This window comes from Stenotrophomonas sp. KH_036_B (assembly GCF_057839485.1).
Genome location: NZ_CM174491.1, coordinates 4,400,001 through 4,426,538 on the forward strand (window position 1 = coordinate 4,400,001; position 26,538 = coordinate 4,426,538).

Sequence of the window (26,538 nt, forward strand, 5' to 3'; positions counted from 1 at the left end):
TGCGTGGCCGGCATCGCGCTGTTCGGCACCATCGCCAACAGCCTGGCGACGGCCCTGCGCGAGGAGTCCGACCGCGAGGCGGCGCTGGTGACCTTCCTTGTCACTGCCTCGGGCCTGTCGCTGGCCGGGATCGGCTCGGCGTTCTGGGGATTGGTGGCCGGCGGCATCTGTCTGGTGGCATTGCGGCCGCGCGCTCGCGGATGAGGTCGGCTCGCGTGGAGCCGGCCAGCGGCCGGCACTACCGCGGTGGGTTGCCTTGGAGCCGGCCAGCGGCCGGCACTACCGCGGTGGGTTGCCTTGGAGCCGGCCAGCGGCCGGCACTACCGCGGTGGGTTGCCTTGGAGCCGGCCAGCGGCCGGCACTACCGCGGTCGGGTTGCCTTGGAGCCGGCCAGCGGCCGGCACTACCGCGGTCGGGTTGCCTTGGAGCCGGCCAGCGGCCGGCACTACCGCGGTGGGTTGCCTTGGAGCCGGCCAGCGGCCGGCACTACGTCATAGCGGGGTTGCTTTGAGGGTCTGCTGCAGCACATGCCGCGCGCCGGGCGCCAGGGTGACCACATCCGGCCCGGCGTTGGCCGCTTCGAGGCAGACGTAATTGCGCCACCCGGCGCCGACGTCGGCCATCTTGGCCGCGCCCGCTTCGCCCGGGTTCCACGCCACCAGGGAACGGCTGCCCTGGGTAGTGATCTCGATGCTGCGCTTCAGGCCCGGGTCCTTCAGCACGTAGCGGCCGCTGGCCTGGGTATAGATGCGGTCGCTGCGGCCGGGGTCGCGCGGATCATTGAGCGACCAGTCGCCCTGCTGGGTGCGTGGGGTGGTGTAGTTCTCGAACTTGTCGAGGTAGCTCAGGCCGTCCAGCCCGGACACGGTGACCTGCATGGCGTCACTGACCCGGAAGTAGTTGTGCAGGGCCTGGGTGAAGGTGACCGGTTGACGGCCGGTGTTCTCGGTGGTCAGGCGCTGCTCGAGGGTGCGGCCGATCCGCACCTGCATGCTCAGGCGCAGGTCCAGGTTCTCCAGGGTCGGCGGCGCCAGGGTCAGCACCACCGTGCCATCGGCCTCGCGTTGCGCGCTCTGCAGCGTCCAGGGCACGTTGCGCACGAACCCATGCGACGGCACATCCGTGCCCTGCCCCTGGCGACCGAAGTACGGCCAGCACACCGGGCTGCCGCCGCGGATGGGGGTCGGCAGCGCCTGGGCGGTGGGCGACAGCCACATCACGTCCTGGCCGCCCTTGGGGACGAACGACAACAGCTGCCCACCGAACACGGAGATGGCGGCGCTGGCCAGCGGCGTTTCCACCTTCCACGCCGGGAAGCCCTGAACATTGACGATGCTGAGCCCGTCGAGCTTGGGCAGGGCGGCGGCGGGGGCGGCCGGCGACTGCACGTAGCGGGCATGGTTGGGCGGCAGGCTGAACACGGTGCTGACAGGCATGGCGGTCGACGTGATGGGAAGTGGAGGGGCGGTGCGCAGGGCGGTGAGGATGCGTTGGCCGGCGCGGCCGTCGGGGGTGGCCCAGCCCAGGCGCTGCTGCTCGATCTGGATGGCGCGCCGGGTGGCGGTGCCGACCATGCCGTCGGCAACGCCGATGTCATGACCACGGGCGAGCAGCAGGGTCTGCAGTTCACGTCGTTCGGTGCGGCCGATGCCAGGGTCGTCGGTGGGCCAGGCCGCGACGATGCCGGGGCCACCGCGCAGGCGGTCGGCCAGGGTGGCGATGGCCAGGGCATAGCTTTCGGCAGCGTTGTAGGCGTAGATCGCGTCGTAATTGCGGAACACCAGCCAGGCCGGGCCCTTGGCGCCGGTGGGCAGCAGCAGCGCCGCGTTGGCATCGGCCGGCAGCCCGGCAGGTGCAAGCGGCCCGCCGGCAACGGGGGCAATGCCCAGCGCGCGCCAGGCGGCCAGCGGCTTGCGCTGGGTGCGTCCAGCCAGGGCGGCGTTGAACCCCGGCGGGATCTTCACCTCGATGCCCCACGGTTGGCCGGTGCGCCAGCCGGCCTGCTTGAGATAGTTCGCGGTGGAAGCCAGTGCATCGGGAATGCTGGCGACCAGGTCGCGACGGCCATCGCCGTCGCCGTCCACCGCGATGCGCGCATAGGTGGAGGGCATGAACTGGGTATGGCCGAAGGCCCCGGCCCAGGAGCCGGTGAGGCCATCGGCACTGAGATCGCCGGCATCGAGCAGCTTCAGCAGTGCCAGCAGCTCATCACGGAAGAACGGCTGGCGGCGGCCGTTGCAGGACAGGGTGGCCAGTGACTGCAGCAGCGGCCGCTTGCCGAACACGCGGCCGTAGTCACTTTCCACGCCCCAGACGGCGACGATGGTGGCGGGATCGACACCGTATTGCGCTGAAACCGTGGCCAGCAGGTCGCGGTGCTGGGTCAGGCGGGTACGTCCATCGTCGACCCGCTGCGTATCCACGAGCGCGGCCAGGTAATCCCACAGCGGCGTGGTGAACTCCGGCTGCGCATCCAGCAGCGGGAGCACGCTCAGGTCAGGGGTGAGCCCGGTCGTAAGGCGGGTGAAACCCTCGGCACTGACGCCCTGCTTGAGCGCCTGCGGCTGCAACGTGCCCAGGCAGCGCTCAAAGTCGTCCTGCGGCGCGGCGGCCAGCGGGGCGCTGACCAGGCACAGCATGCCCAGCAGCCAGCCTGTTGAAGACCTCATTGGCGGAAATCCCTGCAGCCAAGTGGACCTGCATCATAGCGGCAAGCCGCGCGTTTCAGGCCCGCTGCAGCAGGCGCAGGCCGAACGCTGGATCGGCCACGTTCCACTGCGTTCGTACCCGCAGGCCCGCTTCAGCGGCCAGCGCGGCGAAGGTCGCATCGGTGTACTTGTGGCTGTATTCGACGGTCATCGCCTCGCCTTCGGCGACATCGAAGACGCGGCCGCCGACATGCACCCGCTGTGCGCGGCGACTGACCAGTTCGGTTTCGATACGCAGGCGCGGCACGCTGTAGCGGGCGCGGTGATCGAAGCCGTCGAGGTCGAAATCGCTGCCGATCTCGCGGTTGAGGCGGCGCAGCAGGTTGAGGGTGAACGCGGCGGTGACGCCGGCGGCGTCGTTGTACGCCGCTTCGATCAGCGCCGGGTCCTTGTGCAGGTCGATGCCGATCAGCGCCAGGCCGTTGGGGCCCATGGTCTGGCGCATGGCATCAAGCAGCGCGACGGCCTCGTCGTGCGCGAAGTTGCCGAGCGTGGACCCGGGGAAGAAGATCAGTCGACGCGCCGGCTCGCGTTGCGGTTCGGGCAGATCCACCGGGCGGGTGAAGTCGGCGCAGACCGGCAGCATTTCGATCTCCGGCAGCGCCTCGGCCAGCCGTGCGACGCTGTCGAGCAGGGCCGCACGCGAGATCTCGATCGGTGTATAGGCCACCGGGTCGGCCAGCGCATGCAGCAGGTGTTCGGTTTTGCGGCCACTGCCGCTGCCCAGCTCCACCACGTGCAGGCGCGGACCCACGGCGCGCGCGATGTCGGCCGAGACGGACTGCAGCAGCTGCAGTTCGGTGCGGGTCGGGTAGTACTCGGGCTGGCGCGTGATCTGCTCGAACAGGGCCGAGCCACGCGCGTCGTAGAAATACTTGGAGGGCAGCTGTTTTGGTGACTGCGACAGGCCCTGCAGGATGTCGGCGGTGATCCGCGCGCGATCGGGCTGCAGGTCGGTCAACGCGTCCAGGGCATCACTGACAGTACTCATGCGGCGTCCCTTGCCAGGCGCAGGCCGGCGAACTGCCAGCGCGCCGACGGTGCGAAGAAATTGCGGTAACTGGGGCGGATGTGGTCGGCCGGGGTGGCGCAGCTGCCGCCACGCAGCACCCACTGGCCACACATGAACTTGCCGTTGTATTCGCCCAGGTTGCCCTCGAACGTGCGGAAGCCCGGGTAGGCGCCGTACGCACTGCTGGTCCATTCCCAGACATCGCCGAACAGCTGCACGTGCGGCCCGGGGGTACCGTCGTCGTCCGGGGCAGCCGGGTGCAGACGGTCGCTGTCGGCGAAGTTGCCGCGCGGCGCCTGCCCGGCGGCGGCGGCCTCCCACTCGAACTCGGTGGGCAGCCGCGCCCCCGCCCAACGGGCGTAGGCGTCGGCCTCGAAGTAGCTGAGGTGGCATACCGGCGCGTCCGGGTCGAGTGCGCGCCAGCCGGCCAGGGTGAACTCACGCTCAAGCGCATCGTCCCAGTACAGCGGGTGCTGCCAGTGCTCCTGCTGGCACAGGGTCCAGCCCTCGCTCATCCAGTGGCCCGGCTCGGCATAGCCGCCGTCCTCGACGAACCGGCGGAATTCGGCATTGCTGACCGGTCGATGGGCCAGGGCATGGGCAGGCACCAGCACGCGGTGCACGGGCGACTCGTTGTCGTAGGCGAACTCGGCATGGGCGGGCCATGCAGGCGCCCCGATCTCGATGATCTGCTCGGGGCTGTGCACCCACGCCAGCGGCGACGCGAGACCGGGGCTGCGCACCAGGTCGTCGCGGTACGCCGGCTGCAGGGGGTTGCTCCACAGCGCATGTTTGATGTCGGTAAGCAGCAGCTCCTGGTGTTGCTGCTCATGGTGCAGGCCGAGCAGCAGTTGCCGCCGCGCCTGCTCGTCGAGCGCATCGGCCTGCAGCGCCGCGATCACGCGCTGGTCGACGTCGCTGCGGAACTGCAGCACCTCCTGCAGCGACGGACGCGAGAGCAGGCCACGCTGCGGTCGCGCATGGGCGGGGCCGATGCTCTGGTAGTAGCTGTTGAACAGGTAGTGCCAGTCGGCATTGAACGGTGCATAGCCGGGTTGGGTGGCCAGCACGAAGCGCTCGAAGAACCAGGTGGTATGGGCCAGGTGCCATTTGGCCGGGCTGGCGTCGGGCATGCTCTGCACCATGGCATCTTCAGCGCTGAGCGGCGCGGCCAGGGCCACGCTGCGTGCGCGCACCTGGGCATAGCGGGCGGCCAGTGCAACGGTTGCAGCACTGGCGGCGGATCGGGACGGGGTAGCGACGGCGTTCATCGCGATCAGGATCGGTGACCGCTGGTGAGCGCGACGTCATGGCCCGGCTCACATCCTGTTACATCGCTCAAGTTGAATAGGCACGTTGAACAGGCACGGGCCGCGGCTGCTGACCTGTCTGGGGGTCGGCCTGGCGCGCATTCCCAAGGATTCACGCCCGGCGCAGCAGATAGAGGCCAAAGGCGGGACCGGTGGCGCACCAATCGGCACAGATGCGCAGATTGGCCATTTCGGCCATCGTGGCGAATTCCGCTTCGCTGTATTTGTGGCTGTAGAACACGTTGATTGCCTGGCCGTTGTCGAACGCGAAGCGGTGCGCGCCAATACACACGTTCTGGGCACGCAGGCTGACCAGCTCACCCTCGATGCGCCGCGTTGATGCGTGGTAGCAGGCACGATGGGCGAACCCGTGAAGATCAAAGTCGCTGCCGAGCTCGCGGTTGAGGCGACGTAGCAGGTTGAGGCTGAGGGCGGCAACAGCGCCGGCGGCGTCGTTGTACGCCGCCTCGATCATCGCCGGTTCTTTGTGCAGGTCGACACCGATCAAGGCCATGCCGTCAGGTCCCATCGCATGGTGCATCAGCCGCATCAGGGCGACCGCGTCGCCGCGCATGAAGTTGCCCAGGGTTGCACCGGGGAAGAAGAGCAGCCGGCGCTGTGGTGCGCGTTGCGGCTTGGGCAGCGCCAACGGTTGGGTGAAGTCCGCACATAGCGGCAGCATCTCGACATCCGGCAAGGCCGCGCGCAAACGTAGGATGCTGCCCTGCAAAGCCGTGCGCGATATCTCCACGGGGGTGTAGGCCACCGGGTCGTCCAGCGCATTGAGCAACAGGGCGGTCTTGCGCCCATCGCCGCTGCCCAGTTCCACCATATGCAGGCGCGGCCCCACCCACCGGGCGATACTGGCGGCATGCGCGCGCAGCAGGGCAAGCTCAGTGCGGGTCGGGTAGTACTCCGGCTGATGGGTGATGTGTTCGAACAACGCCGAGCCTCGCCCGTCGTAGAGGTACTTGGAGGGCAGCCGCCGCGGATACTGCTCAAGACCGTGCAGGACGTCGGCGCGCATCTGCGTAAAGAGGGTCGACTGGGCGTCTTCGCCGTGCCGTCGTGTGTGAGGTTTGCGCATGCGGGGTCCTGACGAAGGGGCAGGCAGTTCAGGCACCCACCTGATGGCATGTCGGCGACATTCGCTCAGGAAACTAGCATCGCGCTGCTGGCTGGAACGACGATACGTTCCGGTGCCCCACCGCAGTGGCGTTGACACGAGCCATGGACTGTCGGCATCGGTCCTACATGCGCCGGAGGGCGCAACTGCGTGCGCGCGCACGGCCAGCAGCGCGTGCTGGCGGTACGCGGCGCCGGGAGGGTTCAGGGCAACGCGTCGAGATAGAACCAGCGGTCGTGCGCGCGGACGAAGCGACTGTGCTCCTGCATCTTTACCGCGCTGCCGCCACCGATCCGGTAGCGCGCGGTGAAACGCACCTGGGCGTGGTCGGCATCGCTGCGGATGTGCTCGTGCACGGTCAGGCCCAGCCAGCGGGTGCGCTGCCCGGCCGGCTCGCCCAGCGACAGGGTTTCCGGACGGGTGTCGGGATGCCAGCTGGCCAGCAGGTAGTCCGGCAGCTGCTTGACGTAGGCGCTGTAGCGCGAGCGCATCAGGGCCTCGGCATCGGGGGCGGGGTCGCCGGCGTGGTAGCGGCCGCAGCAGGTGATGTAAGCCGATGCAAGGCCGCAGGGACAGGGGTCAACAGGGGTCATGGGCACATTGTGCCCGGACGCACCGGCTTTATGGCAGGACCGCCTACGAAGGCCCGTAGCAATGCGTAGCGCCGGGCCGTGCCCGGTGACCGCGCGCCGCGCGGCCCAACCGCCCGGAGCCTGTGTACATACGACCACCGCCGTGCTTCCGGCGTTTAGCGTTGAACGAAGCCGTGCGTGGGGTGTCATGACCCTTGAGCGGAGAGCAGCCGACTAACAGTCGGCTCTACCCCGTCGGGCCTACCCAGTCGGCACTACCCCGTCGGCTCTACCCGTTACCGGTGGCCTGGGCGTATGCTGGCGCGCTTTCCGCCACGATGCGCTGCCGTGTTCGAGCTGGTTCCCCCTGAGCTGTTGTGGTTGGTGGCGATCGCCTTCATCGCCGGGCTGGTCGATGCGGCCGTGGGGGGCGGTGGGCTGGTGCAGCTGCCCGGGCTGTTCACGGTGCTGCCGCAGCACACGCCCGCCATGCTGTTTGGCACCAACAAGTTCAGTTCGATGTTCGGCACCGCGGCGGCGGCGTTCCGCTATGCGCGCAACGTGCGCTTCCCCTGGCGACCGGTGCTGTTCGCGGCAGCCACGGCGTTCGTGTTCTCGTTTGCCGGGGCCACGGCGGTGAGCCTGCTGCCCAAGGATGCGGTGCGGCCACTGGTGCTGGTGCTGCTGGTGGCGATGCTGGGCTACACGTTGTGGAAGAAGGACTTCGGTGCCCTGCACCGCCCCCGCGAAATCGGCCGCAGGGAGCTGGCCACGGCGCTGGCGATCGGCGCGGTGATCGGCTTCTACGACGGCTTCTTCGGGCCCGGCACGGGCAGCTTCCTGATCTTCCTGTTCGTGCGCTTCTTCGGGCTGGACTTCCTGCGCGCCTCGGCCGCGTCGAAAGTGGTGAACCTGGCCACCAACGTCGCCGCGATCTCGTTCTTCGTGCCGACCGGCAACATCCTGTGGCTGTTCGCCGTACCGATGGCGACGGCCAACATCATCGGTTCGGTGGTGGGCACCCGGCTGGCGCTGCGCGGGGGCACGCCGTTCATCCGCAAGCTGTTCGTGGGCCTGGTGGTGGTGCTGATCGCGCGGATGGGCTGGGATACCTTCGCCGGATAGCAGCGCGGGCCAGCCCGAAGGCTGACCCGTCCGTGGCTCAGCGCCGGGGCTTGGCCGGTTTCTTCGCCGCCTTGGGCGCGGCCTTCTTCACGGCTTTCTTCGCCGGCGCCTTGGTCGTGGCCTTGGTTGGGCGGGATGCCGGCACTGCTGCCGGTGCCTCCACATGCTCGGCCATGACGTCGGCATCCTCGTCACCCGGGGCGGCGATCACGCCGTTGGACGTTCCCTCCGGGGCCTCGATCAGGTCAGGCGCCGCGATCACCGTCGGTGCAGGTGCCGCCGCCGTCTCGCCGGCACGCGCACGCTCGGGCAGCTTCAACCGCCTGCCCTCGTCGTCATACTCGATCAGCAGCACGCCGGAGTCATGGCGGCCGCTGATCTCCACGAAGCAGGCGCCGCCAATGAACGGCTCCAGCGTCATCACCGACTTCAGCGGGGTGGCCACGACCATCTGGAAACCGAAGTTGTCGAAGATGTTCATGGCCAGCGCGGTGAACTCGTTGTCGGCCTTGTCGAAGGCCTCGTCGAGCACCACGGCGGCGTAGCTGGGCAGCTGGCCGTCGGCGCCACCGAGCTGGTAACGCAGCGCGGCGGCCAGGCAGGTGGTGGCCAGCTTCTGGCGCTGGCCGCCGGACTTGCCCGCGCCGCTCCGATAGATCTCGACCTGCTGGCGGGTGGCGGCATCGAGCTCGACGCCGACGAACTCCACGTGCAGGCGCACGTCCAGCACCAGTTCGCGCCAGCGCTTGTCCTCGCCTTCCTGGGAGCCCAGCTTGGCGACCAGTTCACGCAGGACGGCGAACTGCGCTTCGGCCAGCTCGCGCTGGTCGGTCTGCTGCTGGGACAGCACGTCGCGCAGGCGCTGGTGGAAGTCCAGCACCTCGGGCAGGCGGCGGTCGGTGAGTTCGATGGTCAGCAGCGTGCCGCGGTTGAACGGCACCTGTTCCAGCGAGGCATTGACCTCGTCCAGGCGCTGGGCGATGGACTTGCGCGCCTCGGCGGTATGGCGCTGCAGTGCGAGCAGGTTGTTCTTGCTCTGGCTCTGCAGCAGGTCGAAGAAGCGCGCCTCGTGCTGGGGCAGGCCGTCGTTCTCCAGCCGTTGCAGCCGGGCCAGGAAATCTTCGGCACTGGACAGGCTGACGGTGAAGTCGCCGCTGTCTTCCGGCCAGGCCTGGCAGTAGCGGCGGAAGCAGCCCAGCAGCAGGTTCTCCAAGCGGTTGTGTTCGGCCTGCGAGCTGCCGAGCTGTTCGTTGAGCGCGTTGCTGATCTGGCGGAAGTGGGCCTCCAGGTTCTCCAGGCTGAGCACGCCCAGGGCGGTCAGACGCTCGCCGAGGCCCTGCTGCTGCAGCGGAGTGACCACGCGCTTGGCCAAGGGCACGCACTGCTCGTGCAGGCGATCCAGGCGCTCGCGCTCACGGCCGAGCTGGCCGCGCTCCACACGCACGTCTTCATAGGTGCGCTTGGCCTGGATCACGTCGGCACGGGTCTTTTCGATCTGCTCGCCCAGCTTGCGCAGGTCGGCGTTGCCTTCGCGCAGGTCGTGCAGGGCCTGGGCGAGGTCGTCCAGGCGCTGCAGCGGCGCGGCCACGTCGATTTCGTCCCAGCCCAGCGTGCACAGCTGGTGGCACGCCAGGCGCGCCTTGCCGTCCAGCTCGCGCTGCGCACGCAGCGCGGCCACATCGCTGTCGCACGCGGCGATGCGCTGGGCCAGCTCGATCGCCTCGCGTTCGTACAGGTCCAGCTTGTCGCGGTTGTTGAACCCGAGCAGCCAGCGACGGCGGTCGCTGATGTTGTGGCGGTCGTCTTTTTCGAAGCGCTCGCCGGGATGCTTGATCTGGCCTTCCCTGGTGATGCCGCGGTCGGTATCGCGCAGGTGGCGCGCATCCACGCATTCGTAGTCGAAGCGCTTGGCCAGCTCGCGGCGCAGCCACGACGCGTAGCCGTGTTCGCGCAGGACCAGCTTGTTGAGCAGCGAACGCGCGCCGGGCTCGCGACCGTGCAGCGCGTCGTCGTTGCGGCGCACGCGGTAGTACACCAGGCGGGTGCCAAGGTGGGTCTGGTTGATCCAGTCCGAGACCTGGGCGTGGTGGCGTTCGTCGACCAGCAGCGACTGCGCGAAACCGTGCAGCACGCGTTCGATGGCGCCCTGCCACGCGGCATCTTCGTCGCGGACCTGCAGCAGTTCGCCCACGAACGGCAGAGCCGCCTCGGGAATGCCGGTATCGCTGCTCAGGCGCGCGCGCAGCTGCTGCATCGGTGCGGGAATGCTGGACGGGGTGCGCTTGAGCGCCTCCAGCTCCGAGCGCACCTCGGCGAAGCGCCGCTCGTCGTCGCGCTTGCCCCCCATGCGTTCGGCGATGGCCTCGTCCAGTGCCGCAGCGGCACGCTGGCCGTCATCCAGGCGGGTCTGCGCGCGGGCCAGCTGCTCGGCAAAGCCGTGCGCGGTCTCGGCCAGGGTTTCGCCGAGTTCGCGGCTGGCGTGGGTGGCCTGGCTGCGCTTGGCCAGGCGGCGGTCGCGTTCCTGGGCCACACGGCCCTGCTCGCGTTCCAGCTCCTCGATACGCTCGCCGCCCTGCTGCCGGCGCTGCGCCTCGAGCTCGGCCAGATGGCTTTCATGGTTGTCCAGCGCGCTGCGGCGCTGGCCTTCCTCGCCGGACAGGCCGCGGTCGCGGGTGTCCAGTTCGAGCAGGCGTGCCTCCAGCAGGGCCAGGCGGCGCTGCTCGCGCACGCCGTCGATGCCCAGCTTCATTTCGTCCAGGTCCGCGCGTTGACGGCGCAGCGCCTGCAGGTCGGCGTAGTGGCCACGTGCCGGCAGCAGGGTCTCGACCTGTCGGCGCGCGGTGACCACAGCCTGGTGGGCGCCATCGAGCTCGGCGAAATCGTCGACCAGACGCTCGGCGGCATCGAAGGTGCGCGGTGCATCGAGCATGAAGTCGCGCAGGAAGACGTTCAGATCGCCGAGGTTCTTGGCGGACTGGGTCTTGTGCAGCAGGCGCAGCGCCATCTCGTTCTCGATCCCGAGCACGTGGCGGAAGCGTTCGGCGTAGCTGGCGAAGCTGTCGAAGTGGTGCACATCGCCCAGGCGCTGCTTGAGCTTGCGCAGGTCCAGGTCGAAGCCGCCGAGATCGCGCGCGATGTCGATGCTGCGCTCGGCCACCATGTAGTGCTTGCGCACATCGGCCGCGGCGGCGCCGTTGCCGGCGATCCAGAACAGCCGCACCAGGCTGACGATGCGGCCGTCGTTGCTGCGGTACTCCAGCACCAGCGCGGTCCAGGTGGCGCCCTTGCGCAGGTACTGCGTGGCGATCTCGCCGGTACCGCTGTCCTGCTGGTCGGCCCAGGCGCCGCGCACGTAGGAGACCAGGTTGCGGTCGCGGCCGCTGCGTTCGGCTTCACGCGCGGCGGCGTTGAAGTCGACCAGCGTTGGCGGCACCAGCAACGCGGACATCGCATCGAGCAGGGTGGACTTGCCCGAGCCGGAGCGGCCGACGAACAGGAAGCCACGCTCGGCGATCGGCACTTCGGTCAGGCCGGAGAACGTGCCCCAGTTGTGGACCTGCAGGCGGCGCATGCGGAACTGCTGCGCGCGCGGGTCGGGCTGGTCGCCGGGGAACAGGGCGGGTGCGGGAATGTGGACGGTCATGGCAGGGCTAGCAATCCAGGCAGGGCAGCGGCGCGCAGGCGCGCTCAGGCGTCGAGGTCGGCCGGCGCTTCGCGCAGGCGGCGGTACACCTGCACCAGGGCGGCGACATCTTCGGCGGAGAACATCAGTTTCAGTGCCGGTGACACTTCATGACGCGCATCGTCACCGCCGAGGCGGGTGAGGATGTGGTTGTCCTTCATCTTCTGCACCGCACTGGCGACGCGACGGTTGAAGCCGGCGCGGTCGGTGGAGAGATGGCGCTCGTAGACGGCCAGCGCTTCGGCCAGTCCGCCGTCTTCAACGACCGCGCGCACGCCGCGGGCATCGGCTTCGGCCAGCTGCTGGCGCAGGTGCAGCAGCAGCACCGAATCGATGAAGGTCAGCGGCGAGGTACGCAGCAGCACCGGTGCGTCGATGTCTTCGGTGTCGGCCTGGCGGGTGAAGGCCACGCCACTTTCGCGGTCCAGCACCAGCTCCAGGAAGAGGTCGGCGAGCGCCGAGCGGATGGCCGCTTCGCTGCGGATCAGCGCGGGCCACAGCTTGGCGTGGCGCAGCTGGTCGATGCTGGGGCCGATCAGCAGCTGGCACAGCGCGCGGCGCCCATCCAGCGGGAGCCGCCCGGTGTCGCCCATGTAGAACACGTCATTGCTGCGCCGCGGCAGCGGCGTGACCACGACCGGCTCATCGTCATGCGCGTTCGCGCTGCCGTCGACCGCGGCGTCATTGGATTGTTCATGCCAGCTCATGGCGTTTCTCCTCGGTGAACCAGATCAGCGGAATGCGGGCGCGACGCCATTGGCCGTCGCCGCCGCGCCATTGCGCGATCTCCTGTTGATCGGTGGCGACCTCGCCGTGGCGGGTGCCGAGGGAGAGATAGCCGATGATGCTGCCCAGCCCCTGCGGGGCCTCGCGGTGTTCGAGCACCTGCGCGATCGACAGCCGCGGCTGCGCGCCGAGCAGGTCGTGCAGGTCGCGGCGCAGGGTGCGGAAGTCGATTTCCGAGGCGGCCACCAGGTCGCCGACGCTCTCCAGCGAGATCGCGGCGGTCTCGTTGCGCTGCACGCTGCCGTCGACGTGCGCCTGGCGCGGATCGTGCAGTTTCCATTGCGACAGCGAGCGCAGGCGGCTGGTGCTGAGCTGCAGGTCGTGGCCGATGGCACGCTGCGCCGGCACATGGTCGCGCAGCGACAGCGCCTCGCCCTGGGCCTGCTTGAGCAGCTGGTTGAGCCGGCGCTGCTCCAGGTAGCCACGGCTCTGCACGAAGCCGCGCAGGCTGCGGGCGAAATGCTGCAGCACGTCGTGGACCTGGCCACCGCGCTCGAGCATGGTGGTGGTGAAGCCGCGCAGGAAAGTGCGCTCGGTACGGTCGAGCTTGCGCGCGAAGCCACGGGCCAGCACGGTCTCCAGCGCGGCATCGAGCTGGGCGCTCTGCTCGGCGTCGTTGAGCAGCCGCCAGAACGCCTCGAAACTGCGCCCGGCGTCGCTGTCGCCGATCACGTCCACGCCTTCGAACAGCTTGGACAGCACGTCGCCGCGCTCGCCCTCGTCGTCGATGATGCGTTCGCGGAACTCGCGGTTGAGGCGTTCGAAGTCGTCGCGCACGCGGCGGAAGTCTTCGGTGAGCTCGTCGGCCAGTCCGATGATCTGGCGGGTCCGCTCCAGCGCGCGCTTGCCATCCAGCGACGACACCTTGCCGCCGCTGACGCGGGCGATCTCGGCATCGATGCGGTCGCGCTCGTCGCGCAACGCGGACAGGCGTGCATCCGGATTGGACTCGGTCAGCGCGGCCAGCTGCGAGAGCTGCTCGATCACCAGTGCCAGGCGGCTTTCGGTGGCGGCCGCGCGCGCCTGCTCCAGACTGTCGGCGAAGCGGATCGCCTGCGCGGCCTGGGTGGACAGTTCGTACTGCTCCTGGTCGGCGCCTTCCGGCAGGCGGCGTTCCAGCCAGCCCTGGGCCAGCCAGTGTGCGATGTACGCCTGCGCGGTGCGCGGCAGATCCCGCGCGAGCTCGTCGGCCTTGAGGTCATCCAGCGCGCGCTGCAGGCGTTCGTGCAGCACCCCGGTGGACAGGGTGCGCTCGTCCTGCATCAGCAGGCTCTGCAGCAGGCCGATGATCTCCGGCGCGTGGTCGGCCGCCAGCAGCTTCCACTGTGACTGCTCGCGCAGGTGGCGATAACGGGTAATGCGCTCGCGATGTTTCATGGTGCCCGGGGGTTCAGCGCTTGCCGCCCACTTCGATGAAGCGCAGGAACTCGGCACGGGTGCGGGCGTCTTCGCGGAAGCTGCCCAGCATCTTGGAGGTCACCATGCTCACGCCACGCTTGTGGATGCCGCGGGTGGTCATGCACTCATGCGCGCCTTCGACCACCACGCCCACGCCGACCGGCTGCAGCACGTCCTGGATGCACTGCGCGATCTGTGCGGTCATCTTTTCCTGGACCTGGAAGCGGCGGGCATAGGCTTCGACCACGCGGGCCAGCTTGCTGATGCCCACCACCTTGCCGGCCGGCAGGTAGCCGACGTGGACGCGGCCGATGATCGGCGCCATGTGGTGTTCGCAGTGGCTTTCGTACTCGATGTCGCGCAGCACGATCAGTTCGTCGTAGCCGGCCACTTCCTCGAAGGTGCGCTCCATGTAGGCGCGCGGATCATCGCGGTAGCCGCTGAACCAGTCGCCGTACGCTTCGGCAACGCGCCGCGGGGTGTCCAGCAGGCCTTCACGGGTGGGATCTTCACCGGCCCAGCGCAGCAGGGTGCGCACGGCCGATTCGGCATCGGCCTGGGTGACCGGGGTCGCGTCGTTGTCTTTCTTGCTCATTACATACAGCACCCGAAGGGGGGCAAGCATCGTACCCGACAGACCCCTCGGGCGTCCTCCGCCATCGGTGTCGGGCCCCGCCCGGTGCGGGTCCGTTGGGCCGCCGTTGGGCTGGGGGTATTGATAGGGTCGTAATTAGTAGTATCCTATCTATCTGCCATGAAACGCTCCCTCGACGAACACACCCAGCTGCAGATGCAGCTCAGCTCCGGCCTGCTCCACTCAGGGCGGCAATGGCAGCGCCTGGCCGACCAGGCCCTGGGCAGCTATGGCATTTCAGCCGCGTGCACCATGCCGCTGCTGCTGATCGGCCGCGCCGGCGGGGGCATCCGCCAGGTCACGCTGGCCCAGCAGCTGGGCATGGAAGGCCCTTCGCTGGTGCGCCTGCTGGACAAGCTGTCGGCCAGCGACCTGGTCCGCCGCGAATGCGACGCCAGCGACCGCCGTGCCAACCTGCTGTGGCTCACCGACAAGGGGGAGGCGCTGGTCAGCGAACTGGAAACCGCGCTGATCGCCCTGCGCCAGGACGTGTTCGGGGCGCTGAGCACCGATGAACTGCGCACCGTGCTGAAACTCTGGACGCTGCTGGCCGACGCGTCCGAACGCGTGACGTAAGCCCCTGCCCTGCCCGCCCTCCCGGTGTTGTCCTGCGACGCCGTGGCACCCCCCTTTCCGCTTCCCTGCGAACTTCCTGCCCGATGTACGGTGAATTCAGTCTCTATGGTGTGTTCGTCCCGACCCTGCTCGGGCTGATGCTGCTGGCCTACCTGCTCAACAGCGGGTTGCGCCTGGTCCTGCAGCGCACCGGCGCCTACCGCCACATCTGGCACCCCGCCCTGTTCAACCTGGCCACGTACGTGATCGTGCTTGGCGGGTTGTTTTCCCTGATGCGTTGGATGCAATCGTGAACAAGATCCTCAAGCACACCGTCCCGGTCGTCCTGACCGTGGTCGCCGTCATCGCCGCCCTGCTGGTGCTGCGCCACCTGTGGTCGTACTACATGGACGAGCCGTGGACGCGCGACGCGCACGTCAGCGCCGACGTGGTCCAGGTCGCCCCGGACGTGTCCGGGCTGGTCGAGGCGGTAAAGGTGGCCGACAACCAGCCGGTGACGCGCGGCGAAGTGTTGTTCGTGGTCGACCGCGCGCGTTACCAGATCGCGCTGCAGCAGGCCCAGGCCGCACTGGGCGAGCGCCGCGCCACGCTGGAGCAGCTGCGCCGCGAGATCGCGCGCGACCGCAGCCTGCAGGACCTGGTGGCCGCCGAAGATGCCGAAGTGCGCCGCGCCAAGCTGCAGGCCGCCCAGGCCTCGATGGCCACCGCGCAGGCGGCGGTGGACCTGGCCAAGCTCAACCTGGCCCGTACGGAGGTGCGCAGCCCCAGCGACGGCCACGTCAACGACCGCACCGTGCGCGCCGGCGACTACGTCACGGCCGGGCGCCCCGTGATGGCGGTGCTGGACACCGGCTCGTTCCGCGTCGATGGCTACTTCGAAGAGACCCGCCTGCGTGGCGTGCACGCCGGGCAGAAGGTGGACATCCGCCTGATGGGCGAAGCGCAGCCGCTGCAGGGCCATGTGCAGAGCATCGCCGCCGGCATCGAGGACCGTTACCGCAGTGAAGGCTCCAGCCTGCTGCCGAACGTGACCCCGGCGTTCGACTGGGTGCGGCTGGCCCAGCGCATCCCGGTGCGCATCCACATCGACACCGTCCCCAAGGGCGTGAACCTGATCGCCGGGCGTACCGCCACGGTCACCATCGAGCCGGACGCCGCCGCCCCCACGCCGGCGCAACCGGCACGGGCGGCGCTGTGAACCGCCCGGCGCTGCACCGCATCGGCGCCGCCCTGGCCCTGGCCGGCAGCCTGGCGGCGTGCCGCACGGTCGGTCCGGACTACGCGGTACCGGCCGGCGCGGCCTTCCAGCGCCCCGCCGCCAATGCCGCCTTCATCGACACCGCCAACCCGCAGGTGGCGCCCGGCGCCGAACTGCCGGCGCGCTGGTGGGAGCTGTACCAGGACGCCACGCTCAACGGGCTGGTGGAACAGGCGCTGCGCGACAACGTGGAACTGAAGGTGGCCGATGCCAACCTGCGCCGCGCCGCCGCCGTCTACGAGCAGGCGCTGGATGCCGGCGGGTTCGAGTACGAGGCCGAGGCCGGGGTGAGCCGCGCGCAGCTGTCGGCCGAGTCGTTCCTGCTGGATCACGAACTGCCGCCGATCAACCTGGCCGACGGCACGTTCGCGGTGTCCTACCAGTTCGACCTGTTCGGCAAGCTCAAGCGCGCCTCCGAGGCCGCACGCGCCGACGAGCAGGCGGTGGCTGCCGCCATGGACCTGGCGCGGGTTTCGCTGGTGGCCCAGGTGGCCGGCAGCTACGTGGAGATCTGCCACGCCAACCACGAACTGCACGTGGCCGAACATTCCCTGCAGCTGCAGCAGCGCAGCCGCGAAGTGACCCAGCGCCTGATCAATGCCGGGCGCGGCACGCCGCCGGAGCTGGCCCGCGCCAATGCCCAGGTGGCGATGCTGGAGGCGGCGCTGCCGCCACTGCGCGCGCAGCGCCAGGCCTCGGAATACCAGCTGGCCGCCCTGCTCGGCCGCACGCCGGGCCAGCTGCCCGACGGCGTGGATGCCTGCAGCCAGGCGCCGACCCTGGCCCAACCGCTGCCGGTGGGCGATGGCCGCGCGCTGCTGCAGCGCCGCCCCGACATCCGCCAGGCCGAACGCAGGCTGGCCGCCGCCACGGCCCGGATCGGCGTGGCGACCGCCGAGCTGTACCCGGACATCCGCCTGGGCGCTTCGCTCGGCGCGGCGGGCCTGCTCGCCGACATCGGCGAACCGCTGACCCAGCAATGGTCGTTCGGCCCGCTGATCTCCTGGACGCTGCCCTCCTCGGGCACCCATGCCCGCATCCACGCCACCGAGGCCGGGGCCGATGCCGCACTGGCCGAATTCGACCACAGCGTGCTGCAGGCCCTGCGCGAGACCCAGACCGCGCTGAGCCGCTACGCGCACGACCTGCAACGGCTGCAGTCGCTGCAGGAGGCGCAGGCGCAGGCCGCACTTGCCGCCGCGCAGAACCGCCGGCTGTACCAGGGTGGGCGCACTCCGTACCTGTCGAGCCTGGACGCGGACCGCACCCTGGTCTCGGCCGATGCCACCCTGGCCCAGCAGCAGGCGCAGGTCTCACGCGACCAGATCCAGCTGTTCCTGGTGCTCGGCGGGGGCTGGAACGCCGACGCGGTGGCCCAGGCGCCCGCTGTTGGTCGGCAGGACTGACCCATGCTGCTGCTCGACCGCCAGGCGTGGCTGTTCTCGGTGAAGACCTTCCTGGCCGCGCTCGCCGCGCTGTACATCGGACTGGCCGGCAACCTGTCGCGCCCGTACTGGGCGATGGCCACGGTCTACATCGTCACCCAGCCGATGCTGGGCCCGACCCGCGCCAAGGGCGTGTACCGCATCGTCGGCACGCTCATTGCGGGGGCGGCCACGCTGTGGATGCTGCCGCACCTGGTGGAGACCCCGCTGCTGTTGAGCGCGGCGATGTCGCTGTGGCTTTCGGCCTGTCTGTTCATTGCGCTGCTCAACCGTGGCCCGCGCGGCTATGCGTTCCTGCTGGCCGGCTACACCACCGCGTTCATCGGCTTCCCGGCGGTGACCTCGCCGGACACCATCTTCGACACGGTGGTGGCGCGCAGCGAGGAGATCATCCTCGGCACGGTGGTGGCGGTGCTGTTCGCCTCGCTGTTTTTCCCGACCTCGGCGCGGCCGATGCTCAATGCGCGGATCAGCAGCTGGATGGGCGATGCGGCGCAGTGGTGCCGGCAGATCCTGCTGCGCGGCCGCGCGCATGGCCCGCGCAACCGGCTGGCCGCCGACCTGGTGCAGTTCGAGGCACTGATCGAATTCCTGCGCCGCGACGATCCGCGCCATGCCGGCGCGGCGGTGTCGATGGAGCGGCTGCGCGAGCGCATGCTGCTGATGCTGCCGGTGCTGTCGTCCATTGCCGACCGGCTGGGTGCGCTGCGTGCCGGTGGCCGTGCGCTGCCGCCCGGGCTGGAAGCGCTGGTCGAGGACATCGCCGAGTGGCTGGAACGGCCGGGCCGCTCCACCGCCAGCGAGTACGCCACGCTGCGTGCACGCATCCTGGCCTTGAAGCCGGTCGTGGATGGCGAGCTGGATCACCTGCTGCTGGTCACCCTGCTGCTGCGGCTGGAGGAGCTGGTGGACCTGTGGCAGGACTGCGCCACCCTGCATGAGGCCATCGAACACGGCAGCGCGCCGCGCGACACCGCGCACTACCGGATCAACGCCAAGCGCCTGGGCGCTGCCCGCCACGTGGATTACGGCATGGCGCTGTTCTCCGCGGCCAGTGCCGGGGTGGCGTTGATGACCTACTGCGCGCTGTGGATCGGGCTGGGCTGGGAGGGCGGTGGCAACGGCGCGATGATGGCCGCGGTGGCCGCGGCGTTCTTCGCCGCGCAGGACGACCCGGCGCCGAGCATGCTGCAGTTCCTGCTGTGGGCGATCGTGGCCAGCCTGGTGGCGGCGGTGTACCTGTTCGGCGTATTCCCGGCGGTGCACGACTTCGGCAGCCTGGCTCTGGTACTGGCGGTGATCTTCCTGCCGCTGGGCCTGCTGCTGCACCGGCCGAAGACCGCGCTGATCGGGCTGCCGCTGACGGTCAACCTGGTGGCGCTGCTCAACGTGCAGAACACCTACAGCGCCAACATCCAGAGTTTCATCAACTCCTCGGTGGCGATGTTCATCGGGATCGGGTTTGCGGTGGTGATGACCCGGCTGTTCCGCTCGGTCGGTGCCGAGTGGACCGCCCGCCGGCTGGTACGCCAGGGCTGGACCACGCTGGCCGACGCCGCCGAGGGCCGTGGCCAGCAGGACCGCCAGCAGTTCGCCGCGCGCATGCTGGACCTGCTGGGCCTGCTGGCCCCGCGCCTGGCCGCCACCCCCGAGGGCAGCGACATCGCCTCGGTGGACATGCTCACTGAAGCGCGTATCGGTCTGAACATCCTGCAGCTGCGCCGGGCGCGGCATGGACTGCCGCCCGCCAGTTCGCAGGCCATCGACGCGATCCTGGCCGACGTGGCCACGCATTACCGCGCCCAGGTGGCCCAGCGCCGTCCGCTGCCCGCGCCGCCGGCATTGCAGGCGAAGCTGGATGCCTCGCTCACGCGCGTGCAGACGGTGGATGCCGGCAAGGCCCGCGACGAGGCATTGATGGGCGTGCTGGGGCTGCGCTACGGCCTGTTCCCCGAACGCGCGCCGGCCGGCGACGCGTTGGCGCCGGCCTCCCTGCCCGCCGCACCGTGAGCGACGGCGGCTAGCCGCCGCGTTGATTGATCGCGACAAGCGCGTGCAACCGCACGCGCGATGACAGGGAGGCGCCGTGGCTATACAGCAGGTGCACCCGGCACCGATGCGGTCCGTGGTGTTTTCCCACGGAGAACGCACATGCACGCCCCCGCCGTTCCGGTTGCCGCCGCTTCCCCCGCCAACGATCCGCTGCCGCCCCTGCACCCGGTGCACTGCCTGGGGCTTGCACTGCCGCGCATGCCGCAGCGACGCTGCGCACCGCGCCTGTTCCGGATGGAGCAGCTTGGCCTGCCGCCGGCCTTCCTCGACGTGCTGGCCGCGCAGGCCGACTCCCTGCCGTGGGATACCTGGGATGTGGCGCGACGGCGCCGGCAGATGCTGGAGCGCTACCGCAGCATCCTCGACGGCGGCCAGCGTCGCCTGCTGGATGCCTGCGCCGGCGACGCCACCGACCCGTCGTGGACAGCGCTGCTGGCGGCCCTGCCCTGCGTGCTGCGCGAGGCGCTGCTGCGGATCCGCCCGCACCGGCGGCGCAGCCTGCGCAAGTACCGGCTCCGCCGCCAGGCCACCCGCTGCTGGCAGCTGCAGCCCCTGGCCGATACCCGTTTCGAGCAGCCGGCCGTTGCCGGGCGCACCGCCGTGCGCCACTTCGCCGCGATCCCGACGGCACTGACCTACCACCCGGACATGCTGCGCTTTGTCGCCGGCATTGCCGAAACCATCCACGCCCAGTGCGGTGCCACCGCGCTGGAGATGGCGGTGCACCAGATGCTGACCCTGGCCGACGGTGACACGGCGGCCGATCCGGCACCGGAGGGACTGCACCAGGACGGCGCGGATTACATCGTGTCGGCGCTGGTGGTGCGACGCCGTGGCATCCAGGGCGGGCTGTCGCGGGTGCGTCGCGGTAGTGCCGGCGCCGTGCTGCTGGAGCACGCGCTGGAGGAAGGCGAAGGCATCTTCCAGCCCGATGCCGGATCGCCGCTGTGGCATGAGGTGTCACCGATCCGCGCGACCACCGCGGGCCAGTCCGGCCAGCGCATGATCCTGGGCATCGACGCCCACGTGCTGGCGGACGCGCCGGCATGAAGGCCCGTGTCACGCGGCCTGCAGCGGGCGGGGCAGGCGCACGGCGGCCCGCCCCATCGCCGTGGCGCGGGCGGATGCTGAAGCTGCTGCACCTGGTGGCCGAGCAGGCCCTGCCGCTGACCATTGCCGGGGTGTCGTTCGTGATCGCGCTCGACGCCTGGATGTCGGCACGCCCGGTGCTGTGGGAGCAGCAGCGCGCGCTGGCCTCGGTGTCGATCGCCACCGAACTGGAGCACCGCGCCGACGGCGGCGTGGACAGCCGCAGCACCATCACCATCACCAACGTCGGCGAGCTCAGTTTCGCGGTGCTGGATGTACAGATCGGCATGGCCGCCGAAGACGGCGTGCAGGCCGCGTGGCTGCAGAACTCGCTGCTGCGCGAGGCGACGGTGCCACTGCCCATCGGGCTGCGCCCGTTTAACCTGGAGCCCGCCCGCGACGGGGCCAGCGCGCGCTTCGCGTTCGACGACAGCCGCTCGGGCTGGCATGCGGTGGACCCCGGTCGCACCGTGGAGCTGGTCTTCGTGCAGCCGCTGCGCGGCCAGGGGCATCTGGATATCGGTGTGGAGGTCTTCGCCCAGCCGCTGCGGATGGCCGCACTCGCCGAGCAGATCACCACTGAACGGGTGATCGCCGGGCATCGCCGCCATGTGTTTCCCGAATCCGGCGAAGGCGAGGTGTCGGACCTGGGCGTCTTCCCGTACACCGCCTCCAGCGTGGTGGTGGTGCCCGCCGAACCGGCGCATGCACCGCGTCCGGCGCCGGCGGCGCGCCTGCGGGCGAAACGCCGGAACGAGCCGGCAACTCCCTGAAACACCGCGCCGCATCGCATCTTCGCCGCCGCCCTATACCTGTGCTGCGCAGCGCTGCCGCTGCGCGTTGCCACGGAGGCTGCATGCACACCCCTGATTCCCGTTCTCCGCCGCCCACCGACCCGGACGAGCGCGCTCGCGCTTACCGGCAACACTGCATCGCCGCCCTGCTGCGCGGCCTGGCGGTGCTGGTGGCCATGCTGCTGTCACTGCTGCTGGCCCTGTTCGCGCCCGCGCCGGCGGCACACGCCGGCGAGGCACCGCCGCGGGTGGTCGCGCTGCACGGCCACCTCGAGCTGGACTACACGCTGACCGTGCAGGTGGACCAGCTGGCGCAGTGGGCGATGGAGGGTGATCCCCGGGAGCTGGTGCCCTTCATCGACGGCCGTGCGATCACCGGCAACACGCCCGAGGCCATCGACCTGGTGCACGGGCGGCTCATGTTCCACCTGCGCATCAGCGACGACAACCGCGCGGTCTGGACGGACCTGCTCGGTGCGCCGGAAGGCCTGCGCCGCCCGGTGACCTTCAGTGTCGGGCCGGCCGATGGCTCGCCGTTCGATACCGCACTGACCGGTGGCCAGCGCGTGCAGCTGACGGTGATCTCGCCGGTGTACGGCGGCATCGCGCTGGCGCTGGTGGTGGTGACGCTGGTGGTGTTCGTGCAGCTGGCGCGCACCACCAGCATCATCCGCAAGCCCGGCCCCGGAGCGACCCAGCCGTACGACCTGGGCCGCTTCCAGATGGCGGTCTGGTTCTTCCTCATCTACCTGTCCTACACCGCGATCTGGCTGGTCACCGACGCCACCGACACCATCCACCCCTCGCTGCTGGCCCTGCTCGGCATCAGCGCGGGCACGGCGCTGAGCGAAGCGGTGATCGACGCCGGCGCGGCACCCGCGCAGGACGCGCGCGAAGGCGGCCTGCTGGCCGAACGCGAGCAGCTGGTGCCGCAGCTCGGCGCGCGGAGCCGGTGGCAGGACGCCGATGCCGACGTCGACGCACGCACCCGCCAGCAGGCGGCACGGCAGCGCGTGGCGCAGATCGACCAGCAGCTGCGCACGCTGCATGCGCAGGCACCGGAAGCGATATCGCAGGGCCTGCTGCATGACCTGTTGTCGGATGCACAGGGCTACCGCTTCGATCGCTTCCAGATCTTCGCCTTCACCCTGATCCTCGGCGTGATCTTCCTGTCCGATGTCTACAACAACCTCAGCATGCCCGAGCTCAGCCCGACCCTGCTCGGCCTGATGGGCCTCAGTTCCGGCACCTACATCGGCTTCAAGCTGCCCGACCGCCGCTGAACACCCCGCGCCGCGACGCGGCGTGGCGACCTCTCCTGGATGCGCCAGACCAACGAGGATCCGCAATGAACGCAATGACACTGAGCCCGCAGGGCGTGGAATGGCTCAAACATGTGGAGGGACAGCGGCTGCAGCCGTATGACGACCAGACCGGACGGCCGATCACCGCCTGGGTGCCCGGCGCCACCGTCGGCTATGGGCACCTGATTGGTCGCGGCGAGTGGGACCGGCTGGCGGGCGGCGTGAGCCTGGAACAGGCCGAACAGCTGCTGCGCCAGGACCTGGTGCCGTTCGAGCAGTCCGTCGCGCGCGGCATCACCGCCGCGGTGTCGCAATGCCAGTTCGATGCACTGGTCATCCTCTGCTACAACATCGGCGGCGGCAATTTCGCGCGGTCGTCGGTGGTCAAGATGATCAACAACCCGCGTGCGGTCACCACCTTCGCCAGCCTGGAGGCGGCGTGGATGGCGTGGACGCGTTCGCAGGGCAAGGTCATGAGGGGACTGGTGAACCGGCGTGCGGCAGAGTGGCGCATGTACAGCACCGGCGCCTACACGCATTGGTAAAACGAACGGCCCGCGCGTCCAGGACGGACGCGCGGGCCGCGGTTGCCGCGTGCTGCCTAGTGCTTCGCGCGCGCCAGCAGGCAGCCGGGTGCGCACTCGCCGTTGGCCGGATCGATGCGGACGGCGATGCCCTCACCGCGGGCCTGCACCACCAGCCAGCGGCCCACCAGGCGGTCGCAGATCGCGCCGCCATTGCCGGGCAGTACCGCGAACCACGCGCCATCGGCGGCGTTGCCTTCAAAGCGCAGCGGCAGGCGGCAGTTGCGCGGACTGGCGTAGACCAGGCTGCTGCCGGTGTCGCCGGGGTCACGACCGACCAGCTGCACCGCCATGTCCACGTCCGCGCCGTCGCTGGCCTGCACCGTGGTGATCCAGCGGCCTGCCAGCGTGGGGTTCAGCGTATCGGTGGCCAGCCCCTGCCCCACGCTCCACAGCGGCACGGTCACCTCGCGCCCACCGCTACGCAGCAGCAGGCGGGCCGGGGATGCAGCGGTGTCGAGCGTCATCCGCCCGGGGACCCACTGGTTGCAGTAGCGGCCACCGCTGCTGCCGGTGACGTCATAGCGGAGCGGGGCCGCCTCACTGTCGGTGGGGCGCGCCTCCAGCCGGCAGTGGCGCGGCTGGCCGAAGGCGATCTGCACGGTATCGCTGCCGGGCTGCGGCTGCAGGCGTACCGACGACGGACGCGCGTCAACGATGTCGGCGCCGGCCCATGGGGTGGGCGTGGCGGCATCGGGGTGGGCCTGGGCCTGCGCCAGCAGCGGCGCGAACAGGGCCAGCAGGCCCCAGCGGGAGGAAACGGGGTGGGTGCTCATGGCGTACTCCTGGGTGGAAAGGACACGCACGCCGGCCCTCGGCCGGGCGGACGCTCAGAAATAGCGGGTCATCAGGCCGATGGCCAACGCCACCAGCCACAGGCAGGCCAGCAGGCGCTGCCGGCGACGGCGACGGCGGGCGGCCGCCTGCGCACGGCGGCGGGCCAGCAGCGGCGCCATCCACTCCTGCACCTGGCGGGCATCGTCGCTGGACAGCAGCAGGCGCAGGCGCTCGGGTCGGGCCATGTCATCTCTCCTCGATCGCGTGGGGTTCCACGCTGAAGTGGCGCAGCAGCTGCCCGTCGAGCAGCAGCTCGCCGTGGACCGGCGTGCCGCCACGCAGGCAGATGGTGAGCAGGTGATCGGCCGGCTCCGTGCACGGGCACAGCGCCAGCGTTGGCGGCGCGCCGTCGGGACCGTCAAGTTCTTCCAGGCGGCAGTCGATCTGTACTTCAAGGCAGGTCGCCAGCACCCCGCGCGGGATGACCAGCTCGGCCAGCGGTACCGGGTGCGAGTGCCAGCACCCATCCACCAGCGTGCTTACCGCCAGTGTCTGGCCGCTGCCCAGCCGCGCCTGCAGCCGGGCCAGGTGCGCGCGCGCACCCTGTGTGCGGCCATGCACCAGCGCCGAGGCCAGGGTGTGGATGAGATCGTCAAGCCGGTGGTCGGCCATGGGCCCTGCTCCTGGGAGGCGTGCGCCTGGCCATGTCAGTCGGCCATCCAGACCGGGCGTCGCGGGAAGCCCACGTGGTAGGCCAGCCACTGCAGCACCACCTGGTGCTCACCGATCTGCAGGATGGTGAAACTGCGCTCGATGCCGAGGATGGAGCCCTTCGGCGTGTCGCTCAGGCAGCGGTTCAAGAGGTCCTGGGCCTGGGCCAGGTCGGCGTCGGTCAACATCTGGGTCGGGTTGTTGCTGCCGACGACGATGCGCTTCACGTACTTCACGTCATTGAGATCGAACATGCGGGTCTTCCCTGCGCTGGACATGCCGGAACCGCCGCGCCCGAGGGACGCGACGGGTCATTCCGCGGTGGTGCTGGACGGCACCCGTGTACCTGCCGATCAGGCCGGCACCGGCACCGGCGGCCCGATCTTCCGCGGCGCGGCGGCGGTCTGGAGGATGTCCAGCACGCGTGCCAGGCCTTCAGGCATGCCCTTGTCCTCGGCGTGCACGGCCACCGTGTACTTGGCCGAGTTGTCCGAGGTGCGGGTGTTCTCCTTGTGCGAGGCCACCGAACCCTGGATGTTCACCTTCGCCGAGAAGATGCCCCAGCCCACTTTCATTTCCGCCTGCATGCCGGCCGAGTAGTCCTGGCTTTCCTTGGCCGAGAACGACGACTTCACTTCCATCTCGAAGTTGATGTCCACGGTGTAGATGCTCAGGTTGGGCACCTTGACGATGGCCAGCAACGGCACCTCGAGTTCGACTTCTTCCTCGGAGAACGGTTGCGCGGCCTTGGTGGCCGGATCCAGGTTGTCGACCGGACGCTTGAAGCGGAACAACGCGGTGCGCGTACCGCCGACCGCATTCGGATCGGTGTTGGCCGGGTCGGTGGGCGGCAGGAAGCCGACCGAGCGGATGAAGCTGGCGGTGGCCTGGGCCAGTTTGATCTGCGAATCGCAGGCGGCAGTCAGTGGGCCGCCGATGAGGTCGCTCATCGGCAGTCCCTTGAACTGACTGGAGATGTTGACCAGTTCGTTGGACATTGCAGTTCACTCCAGAAGAGAGGTGGACAACGCCGGCCGCATCACGCGACCGGGTCGTTGCATGTGCTGCTGGATCACGTTGCTTTGATGGTCTTGAACACCCCCTGGCTCTGCGCCAGGTGGTTCATCAGCCGCGCCGCACCATCGGTCGGCTCGGTTCCTTCCACGCGCAGCTGCACGTGTACGTTGCCCACGCCCTTGCCGCGGCCGGTATCCAGTCCTACATGTCGCGCCGCCGGCCGCGGCGACTCCCAGGCGTCCGTCGCACCCGGCGCAGGTGGGTACGGATCCTCGGCGCCCAGTTCCGCCAGGTCCGCGTTGAAGCTGATCTCCACCTCCCGGATGCGCAGGTTGTTGGTGGAGACCAGCGGCAACAGCGGCGCGCGGTAGAGGTCCTCATCGCCGTCCTCGGCCTGCGGGTGCAGGGAGGGCATGCGGATGGTGACGCTCCTGGGTCGGTTGTCTTCGTCGAAGTAATCGCGCAGGTGGGAAATCTGGTGCATCTCGATGCTGTCCTGGGCCTCGATGACGGCCCCGGCCAGCGCTTCGATCAACGTGTGGAATGACATGGTTCCGCTCATCTCGCCCTCGCTCCGG

The 26,538-nt window shown here is 69.7% G+C and carries 26 protein-coding genes (1 of these 26 cut by a window edge); 11 read left to right on the forward strand and 15 right to left on the reverse strand.

Features of this window, described 5'->3' with window-relative positions; genetic code table 11:
• Nucleotides 1–204, forward strand: partial view of a benzoate/H(+) symporter BenE family transporter gene (locus tag AC3ITN_RS19415; RefSeq protein WP_489391583.1) — the final stretch only. The gene continues 984 nt to the left of window position 1, outside the view; 204 of the gene's 1,188 nt are visible here — the last part of the coding sequence; its start codon lies beyond the left edge, outside the window; it ends in the stop codon at nucleotides 202–204.
• A 287-nt stretch (nucleotides 205–491) separates the two neighbouring features.
• Here AC3ITN_RS19415 and AC3ITN_RS19420 read toward each other — a convergent pair whose 3' ends face one another.
• From AC3ITN_RS19420 to AC3ITN_RS19440, 5 genes are all read right to left on the reverse strand, one after another.
• Entirely contained in the window at nucleotides 492–2,669 is a 2,178-nt protein-coding gene (locus AC3ITN_RS19420; protein WP_489391584.1) for a lytic murein transglycosylase, read from the reverse strand.
• 55 nt (nucleotides 2,670–2,724) lie between these two features.
• Nucleotides 2,725–3,699 carry an L-histidine N(alpha)-methyltransferase gene (gene egtD, locus AC3ITN_RS19425; RefSeq protein ID WP_489391585.1) on the reverse strand — a complete coding sequence of 325 codons (975 nt, stop codon included), beginning with the start codon at nucleotides 3,697–3,699 and terminating at the stop codon, nucleotides 2,725–2,727.
• A complete protein-coding gene (egtB, locus tag AC3ITN_RS19430; protein ID WP_489392970.1) occupies nucleotides 3,696–4,997 on the reverse strand; it encodes an ergothioneine biosynthesis protein EgtB in 1,302 nt (433 codons plus the stop codon). The genes egtD (AC3ITN_RS19425) and egtB overlap by 4 nt, the downstream gene beginning before the upstream one ends.
• A gap of 145 nt (nucleotides 4,998–5,142) precedes the next feature.
• Nucleotides 5,143–6,057: an L-histidine N(alpha)-methyltransferase gene (egtD, locus tag AC3ITN_RS19435; protein ID WP_489391586.1), complete on the reverse strand. Its 915-nt coding sequence runs from the start codon at nucleotides 6,055–6,057 to the stop codon at nucleotides 5,143–5,145.
• Nucleotides 6,058–6,359: 302 nt separating this feature from the next.
• Nucleotides 6,360–6,749, reverse strand: coding sequence for a YchJ family metal-binding protein (locus tag AC3ITN_RS19440; RefSeq protein WP_489391587.1), 390 nt, complete (start codon nucleotides 6,747–6,749; stop codon nucleotides 6,360–6,362).
• 327 nt (nucleotides 6,750–7,076) lie between these two features.
• Here AC3ITN_RS19440 and AC3ITN_RS19445 point away from each other — a divergent pair, with 327 nt between their 5' ends.
• A complete protein-coding gene (locus tag AC3ITN_RS19445; RefSeq protein WP_313344932.1) occupies nucleotides 7,077–7,853 on the forward strand; it encodes a sulfite exporter TauE/SafE family protein in 777 nt (258 codons plus the stop codon).
• A 37-nt stretch (nucleotides 7,854–7,890) separates the two neighbouring features.
• Here the strand turns inward: AC3ITN_RS19445 and AC3ITN_RS19450 are convergent, their stop codons facing one another.
• The 4 genes from AC3ITN_RS19450 to folE are packed head-to-tail and all read right to left on the reverse strand — an operon-like array spanning nucleotide 7,891 to nucleotide 14,314.
• Nucleotides 7,891–11,496 carry an ATP-binding protein gene (locus tag AC3ITN_RS19450; RefSeq protein WP_489391588.1) on the reverse strand — a complete coding sequence of 1,202 codons (3,606 nt, stop codon included), beginning with the start codon at nucleotides 11,494–11,496 and terminating at the stop codon, nucleotides 7,891–7,893.
• Between the two features lie 44 nt (nucleotides 11,497–11,540).
• Entirely contained in the window at nucleotides 11,541–12,242 is a 702-nt protein-coding gene (locus AC3ITN_RS19455) for a DUF4194 domain-containing protein (RefSeq protein ID WP_489391589.1), read from the reverse strand.
• Nucleotides 12,229–13,698: a DUF3375 domain-containing protein gene (locus tag AC3ITN_RS19460; RefSeq protein WP_313344939.1), complete on the reverse strand. Its 1,470-nt coding sequence runs from the start codon at nucleotides 13,696–13,698 to the stop codon at nucleotides 12,229–12,231. Before AC3ITN_RS19460 ends, AC3ITN_RS19455 begins: the two co-directional genes overlap by 14 nt.
• Nucleotides 13,699–13,711: 13 nt before the next feature.
• Nucleotides 13,712–14,314, reverse strand: a complete 603-nt coding sequence (gene folE, locus AC3ITN_RS19465; RefSeq protein WP_038691614.1) for a GTP cyclohydrolase I FolE — start codon at nucleotides 14,312–14,314, stop codon at nucleotides 13,712–13,714.
• 159 nt (nucleotides 14,315–14,473) lie between these two features.
• Here folE and AC3ITN_RS19470 point away from each other — a divergent pair, with 159 nt between their 5' ends.
• From AC3ITN_RS19470 to AC3ITN_RS19510, 9 genes are all read left to right on the forward strand, one after another.
• The gene (locus AC3ITN_RS19470; protein WP_313344942.1) at nucleotides 14,474–14,929 is read left to right on the forward strand and encodes a MarR family winged helix-turn-helix transcriptional regulator; all 456 of its coding nucleotides are present in this window, start codon (nucleotides 14,474–14,476) and stop codon (nucleotides 14,927–14,929) included.
• An 83-nt stretch (nucleotides 14,930–15,012) separates the two neighbouring features.
• Nucleotides 15,013–15,222, forward strand: a complete 210-nt coding sequence (locus tag AC3ITN_RS19475) for a DUF1656 domain-containing protein (protein WP_313344944.1) — start codon at nucleotides 15,013–15,015, stop codon at nucleotides 15,220–15,222.
• A complete protein-coding gene (locus AC3ITN_RS19480) occupies nucleotides 15,219–16,127 on the forward strand; it encodes an efflux RND transporter periplasmic adaptor subunit (protein WP_489391590.1) in 909 nt (302 codons plus the stop codon). Before AC3ITN_RS19475 ends, AC3ITN_RS19480 begins: the two co-directional genes overlap by 4 nt.
• Nucleotides 16,124–17,593 (forward strand): efflux transporter outer membrane subunit, encoded by a 1,470-nt coding sequence (locus tag AC3ITN_RS19485; RefSeq protein WP_489391591.1) that lies wholly within the window; start codon nucleotides 16,124–16,126, stop codon nucleotides 17,591–17,593. The genes AC3ITN_RS19480 and AC3ITN_RS19485 overlap by 4 nt, the downstream gene beginning before the upstream one ends.
• Nucleotides 17,594–17,596: 3 nt before the next feature.
• Nucleotides 17,597–19,642, forward strand: a complete 2,046-nt coding sequence (locus AC3ITN_RS19490; RefSeq protein WP_489391592.1) for an FUSC family protein — start codon at nucleotides 17,597–17,599, stop codon at nucleotides 19,640–19,642.
• Between the two features lie 141 nt (nucleotides 19,643–19,783).
• Nucleotides 19,784–20,734: a 2OG-Fe dioxygenase family protein gene (locus AC3ITN_RS19495; RefSeq protein WP_489391593.1), complete on the forward strand. Its 951-nt coding sequence runs from the start codon at nucleotides 19,784–19,786 to the stop codon at nucleotides 20,732–20,734.
• 74 nt (nucleotides 20,735–20,808) lie between these two features.
• Nucleotides 20,809–21,546 carry a hypothetical protein gene (locus tag AC3ITN_RS19500; protein ID WP_489391594.1) on the forward strand — a complete coding sequence of 246 codons (738 nt, stop codon included), beginning with the start codon at nucleotides 20,809–20,811 and terminating at the stop codon, nucleotides 21,544–21,546.
• A gap of 83 nt (nucleotides 21,547–21,629) precedes the next feature.
• Nucleotides 21,630–22,850 (forward strand): hypothetical protein, encoded by a 1,221-nt coding sequence (locus AC3ITN_RS19505; RefSeq protein ID WP_489391595.1) that lies wholly within the window; start codon nucleotides 21,630–21,632, stop codon nucleotides 22,848–22,850.
• Nucleotides 22,851–22,915: 65 nt separating this feature from the next.
• Nucleotides 22,916–23,416, forward strand: a complete 501-nt coding sequence (locus AC3ITN_RS19510) for a lysozyme (protein WP_313344961.1) — start codon at nucleotides 22,916–22,918, stop codon at nucleotides 23,414–23,416.
• Nucleotides 23,417–23,472: 56 nt separating this feature from the next.
• On the opposite strand, the gene AC3ITN_RS19515 is transcribed toward AC3ITN_RS19510, so the two are convergent.
• The 6 genes from AC3ITN_RS19515 to AC3ITN_RS19540 form a co-directional block, all read right to left on the reverse strand.
• On the reverse strand, nucleotides 23,473–24,231 hold the full coding sequence (locus AC3ITN_RS19515) for a hypothetical protein (protein WP_489391596.1): 759 nt from the start codon (nucleotides 24,229–24,231) through the stop codon (nucleotides 23,473–23,475).
• Between the two features lie 54 nt (nucleotides 24,232–24,285).
• A complete protein-coding gene (locus AC3ITN_RS19520) occupies nucleotides 24,286–24,477 on the reverse strand; it encodes a hypothetical protein (RefSeq protein WP_489391597.1) in 192 nt (63 codons plus the stop codon).
• Nucleotide 24,478: 1 nt separating this feature from the next.
• A complete protein-coding gene (locus AC3ITN_RS19525) occupies nucleotides 24,479–24,904 on the reverse strand; it encodes a hypothetical protein (protein ID WP_489391598.1) in 426 nt (141 codons plus the stop codon).
• Between the two features lie 35 nt (nucleotides 24,905–24,939).
• Nucleotides 24,940–25,197: a hypothetical protein gene (locus AC3ITN_RS19530; protein ID WP_313345251.1), complete on the reverse strand. Its 258-nt coding sequence runs from the start codon at nucleotides 25,195–25,197 to the stop codon at nucleotides 24,940–24,942.
• A 99-nt stretch (nucleotides 25,198–25,296) separates the two neighbouring features.
• Nucleotides 25,297–25,941 (reverse strand): DUF2589 domain-containing protein, encoded by a 645-nt coding sequence (locus tag AC3ITN_RS19535; RefSeq protein WP_313344971.1) that lies wholly within the window; start codon nucleotides 25,939–25,941, stop codon nucleotides 25,297–25,299.
• A 74-nt stretch (nucleotides 25,942–26,015) separates the two neighbouring features.
• Nucleotides 26,016–26,510, reverse strand: coding sequence for a DUF2589 domain-containing protein (locus AC3ITN_RS19540; protein WP_313344973.1), 495 nt, complete (start codon nucleotides 26,508–26,510; stop codon nucleotides 26,016–26,018).
• Between the last annotated feature and the right edge of the window lie 28 nt (nucleotides 26,511–26,538).

Coding starts and splice junctions, on each gene's coding strand:
- AC3ITN_RS19420 (WP_489391584.1), bottom strand. CDS start 2,669: ATGAGGTCTTCAACAGGCTGGCTGCTGGGCATGCTGTGCCTGGTCAGC.
- AC3ITN_RS19450 (WP_489391588.1), bottom strand. CDS start 11,496: ATGACCGTCCACATTCCCGCACCCGCCCTGTTCCCCGGCGACCAGCCC.
- AC3ITN_RS19520 (WP_489391597.1), bottom strand. CDS start 24,477: ATGGCCCGACCCGAGCGCCTGCGCCTGCTGCTGTCCAGCGACGATGCC.
- folE (WP_038691614.1), bottom strand. CDS start 14,314: ATGAGCAAGAAAGACAACGACGCGACCCCGGTCACCCAGGCCGATGCC.
- AC3ITN_RS19440 (WP_489391587.1), bottom strand. CDS start 6,749: ATGACCCCTGTTGACCCCTGTCCCTGCGGCCTTGCATCGGCTTACATC.
- AC3ITN_RS19515 (WP_489391596.1), bottom strand. CDS start 24,231: ATGAGCACCCACCCCGTTTCCTCCCGCTGGGGCCTGCTGGCCCTGTTC.
- AC3ITN_RS19475 (WP_313344944.1), top strand. CDS start 15,013: ATGTACGGTGAATTCAGTCTCTATGGTGTGTTCGTCCCGACCCTGCTC.
- egtD (WP_489391586.1), bottom strand. CDS start 6,057: ATGCGCGCCGACGTCCTGCACGGTCTTGAGCAGTATCCGCGGCGGCTG.
- AC3ITN_RS19500 (WP_489391594.1), top strand. CDS start 20,809: ATGCTGAAGCTGCTGCACCTGGTGGCCGAGCAGGCCCTGCCGCTGACC.
- AC3ITN_RS19510 (WP_313344961.1), top strand. CDS start 22,916: ATGAACGCAATGACACTGAGCCCGCAGGGCGTGGAATGGCTCAAACAT.
- AC3ITN_RS19455 (WP_489391589.1), bottom strand. CDS start 12,242: ATGAGCTGGCATGAACAATCCAATGACGCCGCGGTCGACGGCAGCGCG.
- AC3ITN_RS19525 (WP_489391598.1), bottom strand. CDS start 24,904: ATGGCCGACCACCGGCTTGACGATCTCATCCACACCCTGGCCTCGGCG.
- AC3ITN_RS19460 (WP_313344939.1), bottom strand. CDS start 13,698: ATGAAACATCGCGAGCGCATTACCCGTTATCGCCACCTGCGCGAGCAG.
- AC3ITN_RS19530 (WP_313345251.1), bottom strand. CDS start 25,197: ATGTTCGATCTCAATGACGTGAAGTACGTGAAGCGCATCGTCGTCGGC.
- AC3ITN_RS19495 (WP_489391593.1), top strand. CDS start 19,784: ATGCACGCCCCCGCCGTTCCGGTTGCCGCCGCTTCCCCCGCCAACGAT.
- AC3ITN_RS19535 (WP_313344971.1), bottom strand. CDS start 25,941: ATGTCCAACGAACTGGTCAACATCTCCAGTCAGTTCAAGGGACTGCCG.
- AC3ITN_RS19505 (WP_489391595.1), top strand. CDS start 21,630: ATGCACACCCCTGATTCCCGTTCTCCGCCGCCCACCGACCCGGACGAG.
- egtD (WP_489391585.1), bottom strand. CDS start 3,699: ATGAGTACTGTCAGTGATGCCCTGGACGCGTTGACCGACCTGCAGCCC.
- AC3ITN_RS19490 (WP_489391592.1), top strand. CDS start 17,597: ATGCTGCTGCTCGACCGCCAGGCGTGGCTGTTCTCGGTGAAGACCTTC.
- AC3ITN_RS19540 (WP_313344973.1), bottom strand. CDS start 26,510: ATGTCATTCCACACGTTGATCGAAGCGCTGGCCGGGGCCGTCATCGAG.
- AC3ITN_RS19470 (WP_313344942.1), top strand. CDS start 14,474: ATGAAACGCTCCCTCGACGAACACACCCAGCTGCAGATGCAGCTCAGC.